General features: G+C 41.1%; 16 protein-coding genes and 1 riboswitch. Of the genes, 4 read left to right on the forward strand and 12 right to left on the reverse strand.

Annotated elements, in window-relative coordinates; translation table 11 throughout:
- The first annotated feature begins 347 nt into the window (after positions 1-347).
- Positions 348-1,244: a peptidylprolyl isomerase gene (locus tag NR125_RS13330; protein ID WP_009331433.1), complete on the forward strand. Its 897-nt coding sequence runs from the start codon at positions 348-350 to the stop codon at positions 1,242-1,244.
- A 59-nt stretch (positions 1,245-1,303) separates the two neighbouring features.
- Here the strand turns inward: NR125_RS13330 and NR125_RS13335 are convergent, their stop codons facing one another.
- The 6 genes from NR125_RS13335 to NR125_RS13360 all read right to left on the reverse strand — a co-directional run bounded on the left by NR125_RS13335 (position 1,304) and on the right by NR125_RS13360 (position 8,339).
- Complete coding sequence (locus tag NR125_RS13335; RefSeq protein WP_009331434.1) at positions 1,304-1,489, reverse strand: sporulation YhaL family protein; 186 nt, start codon at positions 1,487-1,489, stop codon at positions 1,304-1,306.
- A gap of 264 nt (positions 1,490-1,753) precedes the next feature.
- On the reverse strand, positions 1,754-2,698 hold the full coding sequence (yhaM, locus tag NR125_RS13340; protein WP_256815471.1) for a 3'-5' exoribonuclease YhaM: 945 nt from the start codon (positions 2,696-2,698) through the stop codon (positions 1,754-1,756).
- A 207-nt stretch (positions 2,699-2,905) separates the two neighbouring features.
- The gene (locus tag NR125_RS13345) at positions 2,906-3,595 is read right to left on the reverse strand and encodes an LrgB family protein (protein ID WP_009331436.1); all 690 of its coding nucleotides are present in this window, start codon (positions 3,593-3,595) and stop codon (positions 2,906-2,908) included.
- Positions 3,592-3,951, reverse strand: coding sequence for a CidA/LrgA family protein (locus NR125_RS13350; RefSeq protein WP_009331437.1), 360 nt, complete (start codon positions 3,949-3,951; stop codon positions 3,592-3,594). The genes NR125_RS13345 and NR125_RS13350 overlap by 4 nt, the downstream gene beginning before the upstream one ends.
- A 150-nt stretch (positions 3,952-4,101) precedes the next feature.
- Positions 4,102-7,095, reverse strand: coding sequence for an ATP-binding protein (locus tag NR125_RS13355; protein WP_019381420.1), 2,994 nt, complete (start codon positions 7,093-7,095; stop codon positions 4,102-4,104).
- A 23-nt stretch (positions 7,096-7,118) separates the two neighbouring features.
- Positions 7,119-8,339 (reverse strand): metallophosphoesterase family protein, encoded by a 1,221-nt coding sequence (locus NR125_RS13360; RefSeq protein WP_256815472.1) that lies wholly within the window; start codon positions 8,337-8,339, stop codon positions 7,119-7,121.
- A gap of 212 nt (positions 8,340-8,551) precedes the next feature.
- On the opposite strand from NR125_RS13360, the gene NR125_RS13365 reads away from it, so the two are divergent.
- Positions 8,552-9,184, forward strand: a complete 633-nt coding sequence (locus NR125_RS13365) for a LysE family transporter (RefSeq protein ID WP_009331440.1) — start codon at positions 8,552-8,554, stop codon at positions 9,182-9,184.
- 342 nt (positions 9,185-9,526) lie between these two features.
- Here NR125_RS13365 and NR125_RS13370 read toward each other — a convergent pair whose 3' ends face one another.
- Together NR125_RS13370 and NR125_RS13375 are read right to left on the reverse strand one after the other, a co-directional pair.
- Positions 9,527-10,777 (reverse strand): ABC transporter permease, encoded by a 1,251-nt coding sequence (locus NR125_RS13370; RefSeq protein ID WP_256815473.1) that lies wholly within the window; start codon positions 10,775-10,777, stop codon positions 9,527-9,529.
- A complete protein-coding gene (locus tag NR125_RS13375) occupies positions 10,770-11,669 on the reverse strand; it encodes an ABC transporter ATP-binding protein (protein ID WP_009331442.1) in 900 nt (299 codons plus the stop codon). Before NR125_RS13375 ends, NR125_RS13370 begins: the two co-directional genes overlap by 8 nt.
- Before the next feature lie 180 nt (positions 11,670-11,849).
- Between NR125_RS13375 and NR125_RS13380 the strand changes: the two genes are divergently transcribed.
- Entirely contained in the window at positions 11,850-12,035 is a 186-nt protein-coding gene (locus NR125_RS13380) for a YhzD family protein (RefSeq protein WP_009331443.1), read from the forward strand.
- A 201-nt stretch (positions 12,036-12,236) separates the two neighbouring features.
- Here NR125_RS13380 and NR125_RS13385 read toward each other — a convergent pair whose 3' ends face one another.
- The 4 genes from NR125_RS13385 to NR125_RS13400 all read right to left on the reverse strand — a co-directional run bounded on the left by NR125_RS13385 (position 12,237) and on the right by NR125_RS13400 (position 17,561).
- Complete coding sequence (locus NR125_RS13385; protein WP_009331444.1) at positions 12,237-13,028, reverse strand: enoyl-CoA hydratase; 792 nt, start codon at positions 13,026-13,028, stop codon at positions 12,237-12,239.
- Between the two features lie 164 nt (positions 13,029-13,192).
- Positions 13,193-14,818, reverse strand: coding sequence for a long-chain fatty acid--CoA ligase (locus tag NR125_RS13390; protein ID WP_256815474.1), 1,626 nt, complete (start codon positions 14,816-14,818; stop codon positions 13,193-13,195).
- A gap of 146 nt (positions 14,819-14,964) precedes the next feature.
- On the reverse strand, positions 14,965-16,479 hold the full coding sequence (locus NR125_RS13395; protein ID WP_256815475.1) for a coproporphyrinogen III oxidase: 1,515 nt from the start codon (positions 16,477-16,479) through the stop codon (positions 14,965-14,967).
- 215 nt (positions 16,480-16,694) lie between these two features.
- Entirely contained in the window at positions 16,695-17,561 is an 867-nt protein-coding gene (locus tag NR125_RS13400) for a Cof-type HAD-IIB family hydrolase (RefSeq protein ID WP_009331447.1), read from the reverse strand.
- A 229-nt stretch (positions 17,562-17,790) separates the two neighbouring features.
- Positions 17,791-17,892: riboswitch (TPP riboswitch) on the forward strand.
- Between the two features lie 88 nt (positions 17,893-17,980).
- Here NR125_RS13400 and NR125_RS13405 point away from each other — a divergent pair.
- Positions 17,981-18,586 carry a YkoF family thiamine/hydroxymethylpyrimidine-binding protein gene (locus tag NR125_RS13405; protein WP_192908320.1) on the forward strand — a complete coding sequence of 202 codons (606 nt, stop codon included), beginning with the start codon at positions 17,981-17,983 and terminating at the stop codon, positions 18,584-18,586.
- Position 18,587 lies beyond the last annotated feature (1 nt).

The following is an 18,587-nucleotide window of genomic DNA, read 5'->3' on the forward strand; positions in this document are numbered from 1 at the left end:
CCTTCAGGTCGCTACCATATCCTATTCATTTGCCTCTGTGGTCGGATAGGCTTATATCCCGGCTACCCTAATTTTTTTTAGGTGTTTGAACCTGCCATCAGAGGGTTCCATGTATCATATGTACAATTGTCCTGAAGGGGATGGGCGAATACCCAGTTTTTTATAAAAAACGCTGTGTTTATCGACCAAACATTACTTTCTTCTTTTGTTATTTTTTACATTTATGGTATAGTAGGGATTGTGATAAATGCAGGCTCTGTGAAGGAAATTGCTGTTATTGAGAAGTATAAAAATTCCAGTTCCAGCTCACCAGAGCCGAATTGAAAATTAATTTAGGAGTGTTCAACATGAAAAAATGGATGCTATCCCTCTCCATTGCAGCCGGAGTAATTGGATTAAGTGCATGCAGCAGCACCGGCGGGGAATCGGGAGATGTTGTCGTTGAAACAAAGAGCGGAAACATTACGAAGGACGAGCTTTATGAAGCAATGAAGGAAAAGTACGGCGAACAGGCGCTCCAGGAGCTCATTTATGAAAAAGTTCTTTCTGATAAATACGAAGTAACAGACGAGGAACTTAACGAGAAAATCGACGAATTAAAACAGCAGCTTGGCGCTAACTTCGAGATGGCGCTTATGCAATATGGCTATAAGGATGAAGAAGACCTAAGAGAAACTTTCAAAACAGGCTTGCTTCAGGAAAAAGCTGCTATTAAAGATATTGAAGCAACAGAAAAAGAAGTTAAAGAATACTACGATAACTACAAACCGGAAATTAAAGCACGCCATATCCTTGTAGAGGATGAAAAAACTGCTGACGAAGTAAAGAAAAAGCTGGACGAAGGCGGAAAGTTTGAAGACCTGGCCACAGAATATTCAAAAGACCCAGGATCTGCTGCAAATGGCGGAGATTTAGGCTGGTTCGGCCCAGGTAAAATGGTTCCTGAATTCGAGGAGGCAGCTTATGCCCTTGATGTGAACGAAATCAGCGCTCCTGTTAAATCTGAGCATGGTTTCCACATCATTCAAGTAACAGAGAAAAAAGAGAAAAAATCATTTGATGAAATGAAGAAGGAAATGGAATATCAAGTGAAAGTGTCCAAGCTTGACGGTGACAAAATTCAGCAGGCAATGGATCGTGAATTAAAAGCTGCTGATGTTGATATTAAAGATAAGGAACTAAAAGGAGTTCTTGAAGAACCGGAAGCTGGGGCTGAAGGTGAAGCAGGGACTGAAGAAAAATAATGAATAACGGGGCTCCATGCTGGAGTCCCGTTTTTTATGTTTTTTAGATGGATTCCAAATCAGCCTGCAGATTGCTGAGTGGATTTCCGCTCTTCTTTTTCCCTTTCAAGACGCTTCATATAAATTTCACCCTCACGTTCAATGCTGTCCTGCTCCACCTTTTTCTCTTCCCTGCCCGTCGTCACCGCCATATATGCACTTACAACGATTCCGGCTGCAACAAAATATACCCAAATTGGAATCATCTGTTTCCCCTCTTTCTTTTCATAATGGTTGTCCATTTACTATAAATGTATGTTAAACCAGGAAAAATATGATAAACAGGAAAAAAGAAAAGCGCAAGCGCCTTGCCCAAGAAGGAACGCAGACTAAGATCGCCACGTCCTTTGGCAACGTCTGCATGACACCTCGAGGGGGTAGGTGCTGGAGCTAGACAGTTATCTAACTTTAGAATTTTATATGGATATCTATAAAAAAGCCACCCTTTCCATTAGGAAGGATGGCGGTTATTATTTATGAAAACTAGGCTTATAGAATGAACGGTTATCCAGAGCAAATACCCGCTCGGAGAACTCTCCTGGTTTCACCCTCTCAAGGGCTCTATCAAGCATGTTCATTTTTGCATCAATGTTATCAATGTAATGAAGAATTTCTGCTTCCTTGATAAGCGGCGGTTTTGGACTGCCCCATTCCGCTTTGCCGTGATGGGATAAAACCATATGCTGAAGGATCATAATCTCTTCACCACTGATTCCCAGCTCCTCAGCAGCTTTTCCAATTTCATTGATCATAATGGTAATATGTCCAAGCAAGTTTCCTTCTATTGTGTAAGATGTTGAAATCGGTCCAGACAGTTCTGTAATCTTTCCTAAATCGTGCAAAATGACTCCAGCGTACAATAAGTCCTTATCCAGGCTTGGATACAAACCGTAAATTGCCTTTGCCAAATCCAGCATGGAAACTACATGATAGGCAAGACCGGATACGAACTCATGATGATTTTTCGTAGCGGCCGGATATTCAAGAAAGTCTTTTTGATGCTTCTTCAATAAATGGCGAGTAACCCTTTGGATATTCGGGTTTTTCATTTCAAATATATATTGAGTGATTTTACTCATCATCTCATCTGTACTTAATGGCGCTGTTTCGAGAAAGTCTGCCAGCTTGACCGGGTCTGTTGGGGACGCCGGCCGAATTTGGCGGATTCTTAGCTGATTGCGTCCACGGTAATTTAAAATATCCCCTGCCACTTTTACAATGGTTTCAGGGCTGTAGTTTTTCGCATCATCATCAGACACATCCCAAAGCTTTGCTTCAATTTCGCCGCTTTGGTCCTGGAAAATTAGGGTCAAAAACGGTTTTCCATTACTTGCAATCCCTTTAGCTGCACTTTTGATTAGCAGAAAAAGCTCGATTTGTTCTCCTACTTCGTAATAAACAATTCCTTTTGACATACGCGCACCGACGCTCCCTTCACGAGGTTGTTTAAAAAGGGCACTATGAACCGGACCAGACAGTCTTTGGCAGCCTCCTTAAACATGCAATTCTATTAAACTAGTATACCACACAGACCCTGCACTCTCCTAAATTAATCATGACTTTTGCTCGCTATAAAAACCCATTCACGTTTTCATGAATGGGTTTTTAATGGTATTTGAAGGTTACAGCAAAAGAAGCAATATTGGAATGAATAACGAAAGGATAATTGCAGAAGTTGTCATGGCTATACACCCCATGGCACCTTCTTCCTCTCCCCACATAAGTGAACGGCTGGCTCCCAGCATCTGTGCTGAAGTGCCCATTGCCAATCCTTTAGCGGCTTTACTATTTATTCCAAGCCACTTCAATAGGTTTGGGCCCAGCATAACGGAAAAAAGACCAGAAAATAGCACAAAGAAAACGGTAAAGGCTGTAGACCCTCCCAAGCCATCAGAGACCGTTAAGGCTACCGGGAGTGTTACTGAACGCGGAATAAGAGATGCAATAATCTCCTGATTAAATTGAAAAACCTGTGACATGATGTAAACCGAAAATATGCCTAAGGAGGTTCCGGCAAAGACTCCTGAGAATATTTTCTTAAGATGTCTTTTCATTAAGGGCCACTCCTTATATAAAGGAACAGCAAAAGAGACAACCGAAAGCTGAAGGAGCAGCTCAAACAGACTGCTTCCTTTTTGATAGACTGTTAGTGGGATGTTGCACAATAGAAGAATGGTAATCAAGAGCGCAGTTCCGGTGTATAAAGGATTTAACCAGCTCTTCTTAAACTTCCTGAAAACTTGCAGGCTTGCGATATAACTGGCAAGAGTCATCAAGATGCACCCTATACTATTGAATAAAACAGAACTCATTTTTGGCGCCTCCTTCTTGTATTCTCATACATTTGAACAGAATACGCTGTGCCCAATAAACAGCAAAAGCTGCTTAGAATCAGGACCAAAAGGAAATGAAAATTTAATAGAGGAATAAAATTGGGAGATAAGAATAATCCAATGACAAAGGGGATAAACAGCAGGGACATGTGTTTAATTTGAAAAGATGCTGCTTTCTCTATCCATTCTAATTTAATTGAATTGGTTACCAATAGGATTAATAACATAAGCATCCCTATGACACTTCCAGGAAGCGGAATATGAAAGAACGCAGCCGCAAAATTCCCTGCAATCAGAAAAATAGCGAGTAACAATACTTGAATCAGCCAGGGCAAATTTTATTCTCCTTCCTAACCGCTTTTTATCATCTTACTGAATAACAAAAGAAAAAACATGATATTTGTAAGGTTTCTTTACACACTTTTTTAATGTTTATGAGTTTTTGTAAGATTTACTTACATACATATAAAAAAGCTGCCTGTTAATTAGACAGACAGCTTTTCCTTTGCAACGGATTGTATTTGTTCTTCCTGAAAATGCGGCAGAAGATGCTTATGACAGGTGAAAAATAAAATTTGCCTGCCTGTAAGGTTCTTTAACAGGTTAATCATTCTTTCAGTGCGGACATGATCAAAATTCACGAAGCTATCATCTATAATAATAGGGAAGGGATACTTGCCATAAATCGTCATGGCAAGTGCTAGCCTGAAGGATACGTATATCTGTTCAGCAGTCGCCTGACTCAGTTCTTTTGCTTCAAAAACTGCTCCTGTCTTGCTTTCTATAAGGAACCCGCTTCCTTCTTCTTTAGGAAAAATCCGTACATAGCCTCCATTGGTTAAAAAAGAAAGAAATTGCTCTGCCTTTGCCAGCATTTTTGGCAAACGCTCATTTTTAAAACTGTTTATCGTTCTATCTAATATATCCTTGGCAGCAGCATATTTTGCCCAATCCCTTGCCTCTTCTTCAAACTCAGATTTCAGCAAGGCGAACTTATGAAGGAGTTCCGCATAGGTTCCGCCCTCTTCAAGGATTTGAATTTCATATTTGACCTCTGCAAGTTTTCTCTGCAAACCAGGAATGCTTTCCTGGAGCAGAGCAGCTTCTTCACTGACAGCTTGGATCTCTGCTTCTGGTTTTGTTACATTGGAATATTTATTAATTTCTTCCTGTGAAAAAGAGTTAAGATTAATTTGCTTGCGGACCTGTTTAATCTTTTCTTCTAGTTCTGCTAATTTCTGTGCTTCAGCAGCCTTTTCCCTGTACTCTTCGGCTGCATCGGTTCCGGCAAGGGAAAGCTGATGTTCGTAGTCTTTTTGAAAGTGGCTAAGTTCTGCCAGCACTGTGCTGTGTTCTAGCTTTAACTCATGAAGCGCCGCTTCCCTTTCACCCTGCTTAATATGTTTTTCCGTTTCTTCTTTCAGTCTTTTTTTCAATTGATAGCCAATTTCCTGTACACTCCCAGGCTCGCTATCCAATAAGCCTTTTAGTTTATGAAAAGTATGGAGCTTCTCATTGATTCCCTTTTCTGCTGATGCCTTTCTTTCAGCAGTGTATTTCTTTTCCCTATAGAGGACTTTTAACTGTTCAATCATATTAAAAGCTTCACTCAAAAAGGTTTTGGAGATATCATGAGGCAGAAATAGCTGTTTACCCAGCTGCAGCAGTTCATTTTCAAGTTCGGCACATTCATTCTCCCATTTTTCAAATGAGGCAATGACCTTTTCGTATTTTTCATTTGCCTGTTCGAGCTGAAACAGCAATTGGATAAGCTGATTTTGCCGGTCGCTGTCTTTCTTCAGCTGTGCCTCCAGGCTGGCTGCATGCTGAATGTCAGGCTGCTTTAATTTATCAAGCAGTGAGCGTTCTTTTTCATTCAGAGCTTTTATCTCATTTTTAATAAAGCTGTCTTGCCCCTTAGGCTCTTTTTTATTTGCAATGGCAAAACAAAAGGCTGCACCTGCAAATCCTGCACCTGCAATCACCCATGATTCGCTAAAGATTCCCCAGCCGAACAAAGCAGCAAAAAGGACTCCCAAAAAAAACAGCTGCCTTTTCTCCTGATATGTTTTTTGCCGTCTTGTTTCCTGTTCCTTTTTTTCTGCTCTTTGAAGGAACTGAAGTCTTTCCTGTGTATCCTGCAGTTCTTTTTCGATATTATGCCTATCTGCAGTGAAGCTTAATGTTTCCTTAATGGCTGAAAGTTCCTCTTCATTAAGAAGCTGTTCTTTCAATTCGCCAATTTTTCGTTCCGTGTTCTCCAGCACTGACTTTTCATCGTTAAATCGATCATCCAATTCCTGTTTCATTGCTTGAAGACGGTTACGGCGATTTTGCGCATTTTTAACCTTTTCCATCATAAAAACACTCGTATCAACTTGTTCAAGCTGCTGTTCGTCAATTTGAAGATGAAGTCTTTCCTGAAGGTTTAAAATTTCTTCTGTAATATTTTCCAGCTTAATTGATAATTCTTTTTCTTCTTGGTTTAACTTTTCCAAAAACGGCAGCCCCTCTACCGCTGCATTGATGGAATGCTCATGCTTAAGGAGAAAATGATCTGGCTGATTATTTTCCAGCTCTTGTTCCAGGAGGATTATTCTCGATTCCAGACTAGCTCTGCGCCCTTCCAGGGGCTGAATCACACTTTCAAGTTTCTCCAAAAGAGAAAGCCCATTTGCCGGGAAGGAAATGTGTGCAAATTTTTCCCGTTCTTTAATCAGCTCTTGCTCCTCTGCTATTAATGGATATAAGTCCTGCCATTCTTTTAAACGGAAAAGCTCCTGCTGAGCATGGTCCAGCCTCTGATGCAATCTGTTTAAATCGTTTTCAAGATTTTCTTTTTCACGAAGCAACGTCCAATACTGCTCATTATTTTGCTCCGCTTTTTTCAGATCCTGATGCAGCTGCTTCATCTCTTTTAGCTTTACATTCAGAGAAGGCTTTTTTCCGTTTGGTTTAAAGCGGCTTTCCAATTCCTTTTGAAGTATATTTTCCGCAGAAACCAGATGATCCGTTCCCAGTGAACCTGCTGAAAACAAATACCTCCCCAATTCTTCACCCTTCATTTGATTTACATTTTGCAGCCCATGAATATTAAAGGAGAAAATAGATTGATACAGCCCTTTATCAATGTGATGAAGGAGATCGTTTAAAAGCTCTTCCCCTCCCTTTGTTCCATCTTCAAGCAAGACACTCACATCTCCGGATGCTTTTCCTTTAACACGCTCTATGACTGCCTTCCCTTTATCAGGAAAAATCGCGGTAAGCCTGCCGCCATATTTTGCTCCTTCCTTGGGCTCATACCTTAATTCCGATTGGACCTTTGCTGGAAAGCCAAAAAGAATACTATGTATAAAAGACATGATGGTAGATTTACCTGCCTCATTTTCCCCGTAGATCACCTGCAATGATTGAATACCGGTTAGCATAAAGTCAGTAAGCTTTCCATATCCGTAAATATGTATATCTGTAATTTTCAAAGTTCCACCTCCATTCAATGTCCTTAAGCTTTGTGTAGAAGATCCACAAGCAGTGCTTCGGCTTCCTCTGCGATTCTTTGCTTGTCATCCTTATTGAGCTCACCCAAAAATCTTCTTGCCAGGGGATGTGCATACAAGATCAGGGCACTTTCACTGCCCTCTGCATAATGACCCGCAGTTTTAAAAAGCTCACTGAAAAAATCCGATTCATGTGCCAGCTTTTCTTTATTCCACATCCTTTTTTCATTTACGGCTAGGCCGGAAATCCATACAAAAGACTCCTCTTCTGCCTCTTCTTCCTGCAAATATTCGAGCAGCTCACCATTCGTTATGCTTCTTAATTCGTGATCCGACAAGCCTACTTCGTTGAGTGTCAGATTTATAATTGTTCCCTTTCTGTTTTGGCGCTTTTCTTCAATCAAACTTATGCAAAGCTCATAAATCTCCTGATAGCTTTCCGATTTTGAAGCATCTATTTCTGCATTCTCCCATATAACAGGAGCTGCCTCCAGAAACTCCGTCTTTGCACCAGAACTATCCAGCTCAACTAAATAGCATCCTTTGGGACCAGTTTCTTTCCGGTTCCTTCCCTGTATATTACCAGGGTAAATGACGGGTGGCTGGGTGATTAAGATTTCTCGTTTATGTATATGTCCGAGAGCCCAATAATCAAAGTCCTTTTCAAGCAAATCATTTATTCGGAATGGGGCATATTGAGCGTGATCACTGCTGCCTTCAAAAGAACCGTGAAGGATTCCAATATGCAGATCAGCTCCATTTTCCCTTCTATATTGATCGATCATCCGTTCCGCCACATGTCTTTTAGGGTAGCTGAAACCATAGAGGTGAACGGATGTACCATTTTCAGCAATATGCTTTGCCACTTCGACTTCATGGGAAAAGATATGGACATTCTCCGGCAATGGCAAGTGTGCCCATCTCCCATCCATATGATCATGATTTCCATGGACCGCATATACAGCAATCCCGCATTCAGCCAGCCGCTCCATCTCTTTCCGAAAACGTGTTTGTGCCCTTATACTTCTGTCTTCACCATCAAACAAATCTCCGGCTAAAATGATAAAGTCTACATTATGGAAAATGGCTGAATCAACTATTTTCGTAAATGCTTCAAAAGTACTTTCCTGGAGCTTTTTAAAAATGGATGGGGGCAAATGCTTCAGTCCAGACATTGGACTATCCAGGTGCAAATCAGCTGCATGAATAAACGTAACCCTTTTCATGTTAACTTCCTTTCATTCCTTTTCTCTCATTTTACCTCATTCAAAAAGCGAATGCACGTTCCTATTCGAAATTAAATTGCTATATGTGCCGTCTGAAAATTTTCCTGAAGTTTGTTTTAGACCGGGAAGCTTGTGCATAAAAATGTACAAGGACTCTTTCCTCGAGGACAGGTTTGCAGCCTCAAGGAAAATATAAAGGGCGGAGTGGTATATTGGGAATTGGAATATATTTAAGTTATGTGTTTCTCGGACTATCTTTGGCAGCTCCAATCGGGCCGGTAAATGCTGTCAGGCTTGAAAAGGGGATAAAAAATGGATTTTGGCATGCCTGGATTGTTGGAGTTGGCTCCATGTTTGCTGATGCCTTTTATATGCTTGTTGTATACCTTGGGCTTGTCCATTTTTTGGACACCCCTATCGTTCAGATCTTCCTGTGGCTTTTTGGAGGATTTATACTCTTATATACAGGGATCGAGAGCATTGCAAATGCCAATAAAATTTCCCTGAGCTATGTGCGAAGCCGGGATTCATTGTTTAAATGCTTTTTTTCCGGATTTATTATGTCCATATCCAGTCCTCTTTCCATTTTGTTCTGGCTGGGTATCTACGGATCAGTTCTTGCAAAAACAGCAGCATCCTATGGAAAAACAGAGCTCTTTTTATACAGTACAATGATTTTTCTGGGTCTCATGCTCTGGGATTTGTTTGTAGCTGGACTGACCACAGGGTTTCGCCGATTCCTTACTTCAAAAGGAATTATCGTCATCTCGATTCTTTCAGGAATATCGCTGATTGGATTTGGGCTTTATTTTGCATTCGAAGGATTAAAGGCATTGTTTGCATAAGAAAACCCTATTGAAAAAAGCTCCGTTTCTAAAATACGGAGCTTTTTTCAATAGGGCCTATTCTTATAGATAGTAATTTTTCTTATAAATTCTGTCCGTTGATTTCCAATGCAGGCACTTGCTTTCCCTGGGGCGTGAGGTGAGCTTCCTCGACACTCTGTGTCTGCGGAGACTCACCTGATCCGCTGCTTCCTCATGACATTGAATAATCTTCCCAGAATCAGCGGCTCACAAAGAAAATGCGTATGCATTTTCGAGGATCAAGCGCCGTCCGCTCCAACCAACTCAGTGGTTAAACTAAATTAACCGTCTTCAAGACATAAACTTTGATAAACAGCCTGTTTATTCGTTTTTAGTAAGCTGTAATGCTTTTTTGATATCTTTAAAGGAATTTGACTTCCCATACATCAATACTCCGCCCCTGTAGACTCTCGCTCCGAAGACAGCCAGTAATATTATGGCAGCCATCAGGATCACGATCCCGAGAATTGGCTCCCATACAGGCAGTGACAGCATCCCCACTCTCATGAACATGAGCATTGGAGTGAAGAATGGAATATAAGAGGTGATTGTTACAAAAGATGCTTCCGGCTGGCCTAAGCCAAACATAGCAATCATAAAGCCTGCTACAACCATCATGGTCATTGGAGTAATCATCTGCTGGATATCTTCAATCCTGCTTACCAGCGAACCAAGAAAAGCAGCCAGTGTGGCATAAAGGAAATATCCAAGAATGAAAAAGATGATTGCATAAGCGATGGTCGAAGCCGGAATGTTTCCAAAGCCAAAGAATTCAAAAAAGCCGCCTTCCATCGTATCAAGATTTTGTTTGACTGAAAAATAGCCTACTAATAGAATAAGTGCCATCTGTGTCAGGCTAAGCAGCCCAATCCCCAATATTTTCGCGAACATCTGCTTGATTGGAGAAACACTGGATATTAAGATTTCCATGACACGGGAAGACTTTTCTGTTGCTACTTCCATGGCAATCATATTGGCATACAAGATTACAGCAAAATAAATGATAAATAATAGAACATAAACAAGCCCTCTTGCCTGATTCAATTCTTCTTCTGTTTTGGCGTTTTCTTCAAGAGCGGTCTTATCAAAAGGTACCGGCTCATATAGCTTGCTTAATTGCTCTGGACTAAGATTAATTTGAGTGGCAGCCATTTGTGTTTTCAGCTGCTGCAGCCCGCCCTGCAATTCGGATGGGATGGCTGAATCGGCTATGCTTCTGGCTTTATAGGTCGCTTCAGGGAGCTCATCTGTGCTAAAGGATAACAGCAAAAGCCCTTTATAATCTCCATCTTTAACAGCAGTTTCCCCTTCTGCCTCAGACCCTTTGTATTCAATTAAAGTTATCTTGTTATTTAGGGCATCCATTTGTTCCTGAAGAGGAGTTAACAGCACACCAGTCTCATCGATCACTGCAACTCTTTCTTCATCATCCTTATTAAAATAATCAATAATACCTGATAAATTGGCAAGCCCTGCAACAATCACCACAGTAATGAGTGTCGTTGCAATAAAAGACTTGGTCTTCAGCTTGCTTAAATAAGTATGAAGAAGGATCGTCAAAAAATTATTCATAGGAAGCACCAGCCTTTTCTATAAAAATATCATTCAGGGACGGCTCTTCCAGTACAAATTTACGGACAAAACCCTTCTCTGCAACCTCCCTGAAAATGTCTTCAGCTGCTTCTTCTCCGGAAATCTGCAGCTGAATTCCCTCAGCTGTCTGCCTGGCTTTCACCACTCCCCTGCTATCCGCCAAAAAGCTTAAATCATAGTCTGCGTGGATAACAAGATTCTTCCTTCCAAATGAACGTTTAATTTCTTTTAGAGACCCGTGCACAACAGGCCGTCCTTTTTGCATGATGCATAAATGCTCACAAAGTTCTTCTACATGTTCCATCCTATGGGAGGAAAAAACAATCGTTGTGCCGCTATCCTTCAAATCCAGCACAGCATCCTTCAGCTGTTCTACATTAACCGGATCCAGCCCGCTGAATGGTTCATCCAATATTAATAGCTTAGGCTTATGTATAACTGCAGTAATAAACTGGATTTTTTGCTGGTTGCCTTTTGATAGCTCTTCAATTTTTTTATTGGCATATTCGGGAACCTTAAAGCGCTCAAGCCAATATGTTAATTCCCTTAAACAGTCTTGCTTTGCCATCCCCCTCAGCTTAGCTAAATAGACTACCTGATCCTTGACCTTTAGCTTTGGATATAGGCCTCTTTCTTCGGGAAGGTAGCCTATCAGCGGACTAGTTGAATAATCAATTGGATTTCCATTCCACGTAATCTTTCCCCCGCTGGGATCCAATAGCCCCAATATCATTCGGAAGGTAGTCGTTTTACCGGCGCCATTCGCCCCCAGAAACCCAAACATCTCACTTTCGGGAATAGTTAGAGATAAATCATCAACTGCAGTAAACTTACCAAAACGCTTTGTTACATGTTCAAGCTCTAAAGCCATATCGAACTCCTCCTTTGCCTAATAGGTAATACGGCCATAACATAAAAAAAGGTTCACTATTTTTAAAAATTTAGCATTTTAATTTACGGCATTTCTTTTAAAAAATATTTTGCACATTTATAAAAATTATGCAAGAATAATAGTAACTATCTGAATTTTATAATAAAGGAGTATCTTATTATGAAAACATACAAGCTAACTGCATTTGAACAGGACGGAGAAAAGATATTGGATGAAGCATTTCAGGCAGCTACAGATGACGAAGCTAAAAGTGTGGGAGAAAACCTCCTTAAGGAAAAAGGTTTGGATGAAAAAACGCACCGCTGCACCTCACCGGCCGGCAAGCTGATTTTGTTTCATAGATAACAAGAAAAAACGGAAGCGCCTTGTCCGCCCCTGCACCTCGAGGGGTAGGCGCTTCTCCTAAAAGCTAAAGCTATGAGCCGTGAGAGATTGATGCTGTCAAAGCGTTCCTTTTGGAGCAGGACAGCTTAGATAGTTCACCGATGTACATTCAGATTAGAAAAAAAGCAAAGGGCTCAGCTCTTTGCTTTCTTCTTTCCATTCTTATTTCCCCTTAAACACAGGCTTTCTTTTTTCGATGAAGGCCTGGATTCCCTCTTGGTGATCTTCTGTTTGCCTCATTTTATGCTGGCCGAGCTTTTCAAGCTCAAGCACTTTCAGCAGAAGGGGGCGGTTTTTATCAGCAAGAATTTTCTTTGTCTTAATCATTGCTTCAGTTGGGCTGTTAAGCCATTTGCTCAATTTTGCATCAACAGCATTATTTAAATCAGCTTCTGCTATTTCGTGAATCAGCCCCATTTGTAAAGCCTCATTTGCAGTCAGCACTTTTCCTTCCCAGATTAAATGCTTGGCTTTATCCTCGCCGATTCGCTGCTGCAGGAAGAAGTGAGACCCTCCATCAGGAATTAATCCAATTCCAATAAAATTCATGGCAAGCTTGCTGTTCTTGTCTGCCAAAATATAATCAGTAGCCAATGCCAGACTTAAGCCCAAACCAGCTGCTGCGCCTGTTACAGCACTGATTGTCAGCTTCGGCATGCTATAAAGAGACACAACCAGCTCGTTGATGCAATCCATCACAACAGGGAAATCGCTTTCATTTGTTTCCAAAAGCATTGTTTTAATATCTCCGCCTGAGGAAAATGCGCGGCCCTTTCCTTTTAATACAACGATATCCACCTCATCCATTTGGCTTATATCCTTCATCGCAGTCAAGAGCCCCTTAATCATTTCCACATTCAATGCATTCAGTGATTCCGGCCTGTTCATCTCAACTGTGGCCACTCGGCCATCAAGCTGTACGCTGACAGTATCAGTTACAAAGTCTGTTGTCAAAATCCTTTCCCTCCTTTTTGTGCTTCTTCTATTATAAAGAGTATTATTATATTTAAAAAGCGTTTTGTCTAAAAATTTTTAATTTTGTCACTTATTAAGGTATTGTGCTGTATTCCAAAACCTGCACAAAAAAACAGCATCCTCAGAAGGATGCTGCACTATATTTACTTTGCATTACCTGTATATTCTTTTTGGACCTGATCTCTTAAAGCCATTTTGAGGAATTTTCCTACAGATGTTTTTGGTATTTCTTCAAAGAAAAGAATTTCATCCGGAAGCCACCATTTTGCAAATTGCGGCTTTAGGAATTCATAAAGGTCTTCTTTTGTTGTCTGTCCTTTAAATGGCTCTTTCAGAACAACGCATGCCACCGGCCGTTCCTGCCATTGCTCATGCGGGACAGCAACAACCGCCGCCTCAAATACCGATTCATGAGCCATCAAGGCATTTTCGATATCAACAGAAGAAATCCATTCCCCTCCGCTTTTAATCAAATCTTTTGTCCGGTCAACAATTTTCATAAATCCTTCTTCATCAATGGTTACGACATCACCCGTGTAGAGCCAGCCATCTTGGAACGACTCATCAGTCCGCTCGTCCTTGTAATATTCAGAAGCAATCCATGGTCCTCTTATGGCGAGTTCCCCCATTTCCTTTCCGTCCCATGCTGCTTCGCCATCCTTGCCGGCAATCTTCATTTCCAATCCGGGGACAAGTATGCCCTGCTTAGCTTTTATGTCCAGCTTCTCATCGGGTGATAACTCTTCCTGATAGCTTTTTAAAGTCGAAATAACAACAAGAGGGCTTGTTTCAGTCATTCCGTAAGCGTGCATGAATGGAATATTGTGTTTTTGCTCGAAAGCTTTAATCATGCCTTTTGGTGCAGCCGATCCTCCGCACAGAACCGATCGGAGTGAACTCATGTCATATTTATTTTCATCCAGCTCTTTTAATAATCCGAGCCAGATTGTCGGTACTCCGGCTGTTATCGTAACTTTTTCTGATTGGATAAGCTCAGCCAAAAGTTTAGGTGTAAAATATGGGCCCGGCAACACAAGAGTCGTTCCAAACCAGACAGCAGCAAAAGGGAGCCCCCATGCATTTACATGGAACATCGGCACTACCGGAAGGGCGATATCTTTCTCGCTTACCGCTGCACTATCTGCCATTCCCAGTGCCATACTGTGAAGGACGATACCCCTGTGGGAATAGACGACACCTTTAGGATTGCCTGTGGTCGCAGAGGTATAGCACATTCCAGCTGCTGAATTTTCATCCAGATCATCAGGATATTCGTATGCACCGCTTGCTTCATTGATAAGCGTTTCATAGTGATAAACCGGCGAAAGAGTAGTCTCAGGCAATTCATCTTCATCAGTCATAATAATGAAAGCCTTGACCGTTTTCAGTTCATCCTTAACCTTCTCAATTAAAGGGACAATATCAGGATCAATCAAAAGCACCTTATCTTCAGCATGGTTAATTATATAAGTAATATGTCGAGGTGACAGTCGTATATTAATCGTATGAAGAACGGCTCCGCTGCATGGAATGGCAAAATAAGCCTCCAAGTGGCGATGATGGTTCCAAGCAAGTGTCCCGACCTTGTCCCCTCTTTCCACCCCTATGTTTTGCAGGCTTTCTGCCAGCTTCCTTGTCCGTTCTGCAATCTCCTTATATGTAAATCTCTGAATTCCGCCGGCTGTTCTTGAAACGACTGTTTTCCTTGGAAAATACTTTTCTGCACGCTTTATCATTTGCGTCATAGTCAAAGGTGTCTGCATCATCATTACAATTCCCCCTTTTAGAAAACGCTTACATTTGGATTCATAGAATTCTATGATCTTTATTACCTATATTCATTCTCTTTATTTTCAGTAATTCCTTTAATTTCTTTCTGAATTTTCTAAAATATAAACTTTTAAAAAACCCCCGCCTATTCGGCCAGGGATTCGTGTTTATTAAAAAGTTCTTTTAATATTTTCAATTTCTCGTTTGCATAATGCTCAAAACTGTCATTATACGATTTAGGATCCTTCGGGTTTGCAAAATGAGTGATTTTCCCTGTCTGAGGATCAATGAACTTACTGGAGGCCCCGCATCCGAGCCCGATGATTGTCTGCTGTTCTTCCATAATCATGATGTTATAGATGCTTTCCTGATTCGGAAGGGCATAGCCGACATTTTCAAGATTGCCGAGAATATTTTTCTGACGGTAAAGATAATAAGGATGGTAATTATGCTGTTTTGTCCAATCCTCAGCCATGTCCATCATTTTTTCAATTTCTTCCCGCTCGGCAACTTTATATTTTTGCTTGTTCTTCGTCATTTCCGAAGCCCGTTTAAAGGATAAAGTATGAACTGTCAGAGATTCCGGCATTAATTTCTCAGTTTCATCCAAAGTATGCGAAAATTCCGGCACACCTTCTCCAGGAAGCCCAATAATCAGATCCATATTGATGTTATTCATTCCCATATTGCGGGCCAGATGGAACTTATCCACGGTTTCTTCCACTGTATGGTGGCGGCCAATGGCTTTCAAGGTCTCCTGAATATAGGACTGAGGATTGATGCTGATGCGGTCAATTTTCCATTTTTTCAGCACTTCAAGCTTTTCGGGTGTGATTGTATCCGGACGTCCGGCTTCCACAGTGACCTCCCGTATGTTTTCGACATCGGGAAAAGAGTCGTACATTTCCTCATAAAGCATATCCATCTCTTCCGCCGTAATGCTTGTCGGAGTCCCTCCACCATAATAGACAGTAGTAATTTTCACATCATTTTCTTTCAGCCACTCGCCAATTTTACGCATTTCGAAATGCAGGCCGCCAAGGAACGAGTTTACTGAACCCTGCCTGCCATTAATCGCATATGCAGGAAAAGTGCAATACGCGCATTTTGTCGGGCAGAATGGAATGCCAATATATATGCTGACTTCATTTTTTAAGTTATAAAGATCCGGTACGACAGCAAGCTGCCTGTCTACGATATTCTGCATAAGCTGGATCTTTTCATCTGTAATCAAATACTCTTCCTTAAGCTGCTGATGGGCTTCATGGAGAGGTGTCTGATGCTGTATGGCACGGTGAAGCAATTTTGTGGGACGTACCCCAGTCAGAATTCCCCACTTCTGGGTAATGCCTGTCCATTCCTGCAAAACAGTCAGATATACGTGGGATACTGCATTTTTTATTTGTTTAAAATTCTCTTTTTCTGTCTCAGACGGTACGAATTCCTTCTCAAAATTCGCTGAATGATTCTTGCCATCTTTATCAGAAAGCTCTGCAATGGCTTTAATGTGCTTTCCATGTTCAAGCTGAAGATTAATTGTAAGGTCGGCTGCATCATTCTCACCCAGCATCACTTCACATTCTTCAAAAAAGAGGTTCCCGATCAGCCGGAGCGGACGATGGAAACGTTCATCCTGTACACCTAAAATTGAAATGTTCAAATTGATCACCTTTTTTAGAAAATATATTAATCTGCCGATGTCTTTGTTTTCTTAGGGGCAGCTGCATAGTGTCTATTTTTCATGTTGACAAACTTCTTTTAGTGTACAGAAATGGGGAAACAAGGTCAATATAAGGGAAATGATTCCTAATGGATACCCAGTATCGCAAAGCAAAAAAAGAGCCGATTTACTAATCGAGCTCTCTTTGATTGATTTTATTTTAATAGATTCATTTTCTTCAGGAAATCAATTGGATGCTGTTTGCGGAAATGTTCTTTGACCATGTAGCTTACACCGTTCTGGTCATTGGATCGTGTCAGCCAGTCTGCTGCTTTTTTGACTTCGGCAGGTGCATTACCCATAGCCACACCGAGGCCGGCGGCTTCAATCATTTCCAGATCATCCTCCGAGTCGCCTATAACGACCATTTGGTTTCGGGAAATTCCGAGATGTTCACATAAATAGAGCAAACCATTCAGCTTTGAAACTCCGGCAGGTACAATATCCATCCGCAGATCACTTAACTTAATGACTTCTACATTTTCAAACATGCCCCTAATGGCTGCCTGGGCATCCTCAAGGTCGTCTTTATCTTCAAAATACACTTCAATTTTTGGCGGTGTGACCGGCTCATCTAAAATGGTGTCACTTAATGAATCCACAAATTGCTGCGAGTAAAAAATGGGATCGCCGGTTGTAAAAACAGTTTTAGCAAGCATATTGGTATTGAGCTTGGTTTTGTTGGCAAGGGAATATTTTTCGTGCACCAGCCTGATTTGACAGGTAAAGCCTTCAAGCAGGCGCACGATTTCAAACGTTTCATCTTCCTGTATCCTTTTTACAAATATCGGCTTTTCCTGAGAAGCTGCAATATAAGCTCCCCTGTGTGTGACCAGCAAGGAATTGATTTTCAATGCTTTGGCCGCTTTTTTCGCGGATGGAAAGCTTCTGGATGTGACAAGTGTTACATAAATTCCTTTTTGCTGCACATATTCAATCGCTTCTTTTGTTGATTTATGAAGTCTTCCATTTGATTGGAGTAGTGTTCCGTCAATATTTAAAGCAAGCATTCTATATATCATCCAATTTGCCCCCTATTCTCGGTGTAAAATTGTCCTATTACACTTTTATGAAGGGAAGGATTGGATTAGAACATGACATGGACAATGCAGAAATTTTTTCATAGCTTATCTGTGTTATTGAAGGCGTTTATCTGTTTTCATAGATCATTTGATTTAAAGAATTGTAAATTAGTCATTTACAATTTGGATGCTCCGTATTAAGATGGAGTCAATAAAAACTGCATATCTTATTTTGCACTAGGGGAGCTTTTAGGCTGAGAAGAACAATCCGTTCTGACTCTTATCACCCGATCTGGATAATACCAGCGTGGGGAAGTGCAGGTGAACGGCTATCATTTCTAGTGTATTGATATCATTCAACTGCATTTCCTTTTGGGAATGCAGTTTTTTAATTTTATATAAACCAGGAGGATGGCAAAATGCAGGAAAATTTCTTATGCGGAACAAGCGAGATTACAGGGTGCAGGTTTTCGATTTATCCAATGACTGACAGGTTTGTGGATGTTATTTTATCTGCTCTAAAAGAAGTGGATACAAGCAAGATATGGATGGAAACAGATGATGTGAGCACTTGTGTGCGCGGCAGGTCCATTCATGTTTTTGATGTAGTCAAAGCGATTTATCTTGAAGCTGCTAAGCATGGTGATCATGTAGTATTTAACGGCACATTTTCAAATGGATGCCCTGGCGATACTGCCGGAGATGCTTATCTTGCTGAAAATGAAGAGAAGGCGAATGAAAAAAAATCTGCTGGAATCAGCCAGGAAGTCGCTGTCCAGTTCGCACTTTATCCGATGGGGATTCCTGGATACATGAACGTCATTATGAACCAAGTCGAGCTTGCAAAGGCTCAGGGAACGTTTACTGAAGGAGTGCATTATGCTTCAAGATTAGATGGGAATGCACACGATGTTTTTAAAACGCTGGAAGATGCTTTCGAAAGCTGTAAGAAAAGCGATTCCACTCATATTGTCATGACGGTTAATATGTCTGCAAACAGTCCTTCCAAAAAGGGGGCTGTGTAAA

It is taken from the genome of Cytobacillus sp. Bac17 (assembly GCF_024519925.1).
Lineage (GTDB): Bacteria > Bacillota > Bacilli > Bacillales > Cytobacillaceae > Cytobacillus > Cytobacillus pseudoceanisediminis.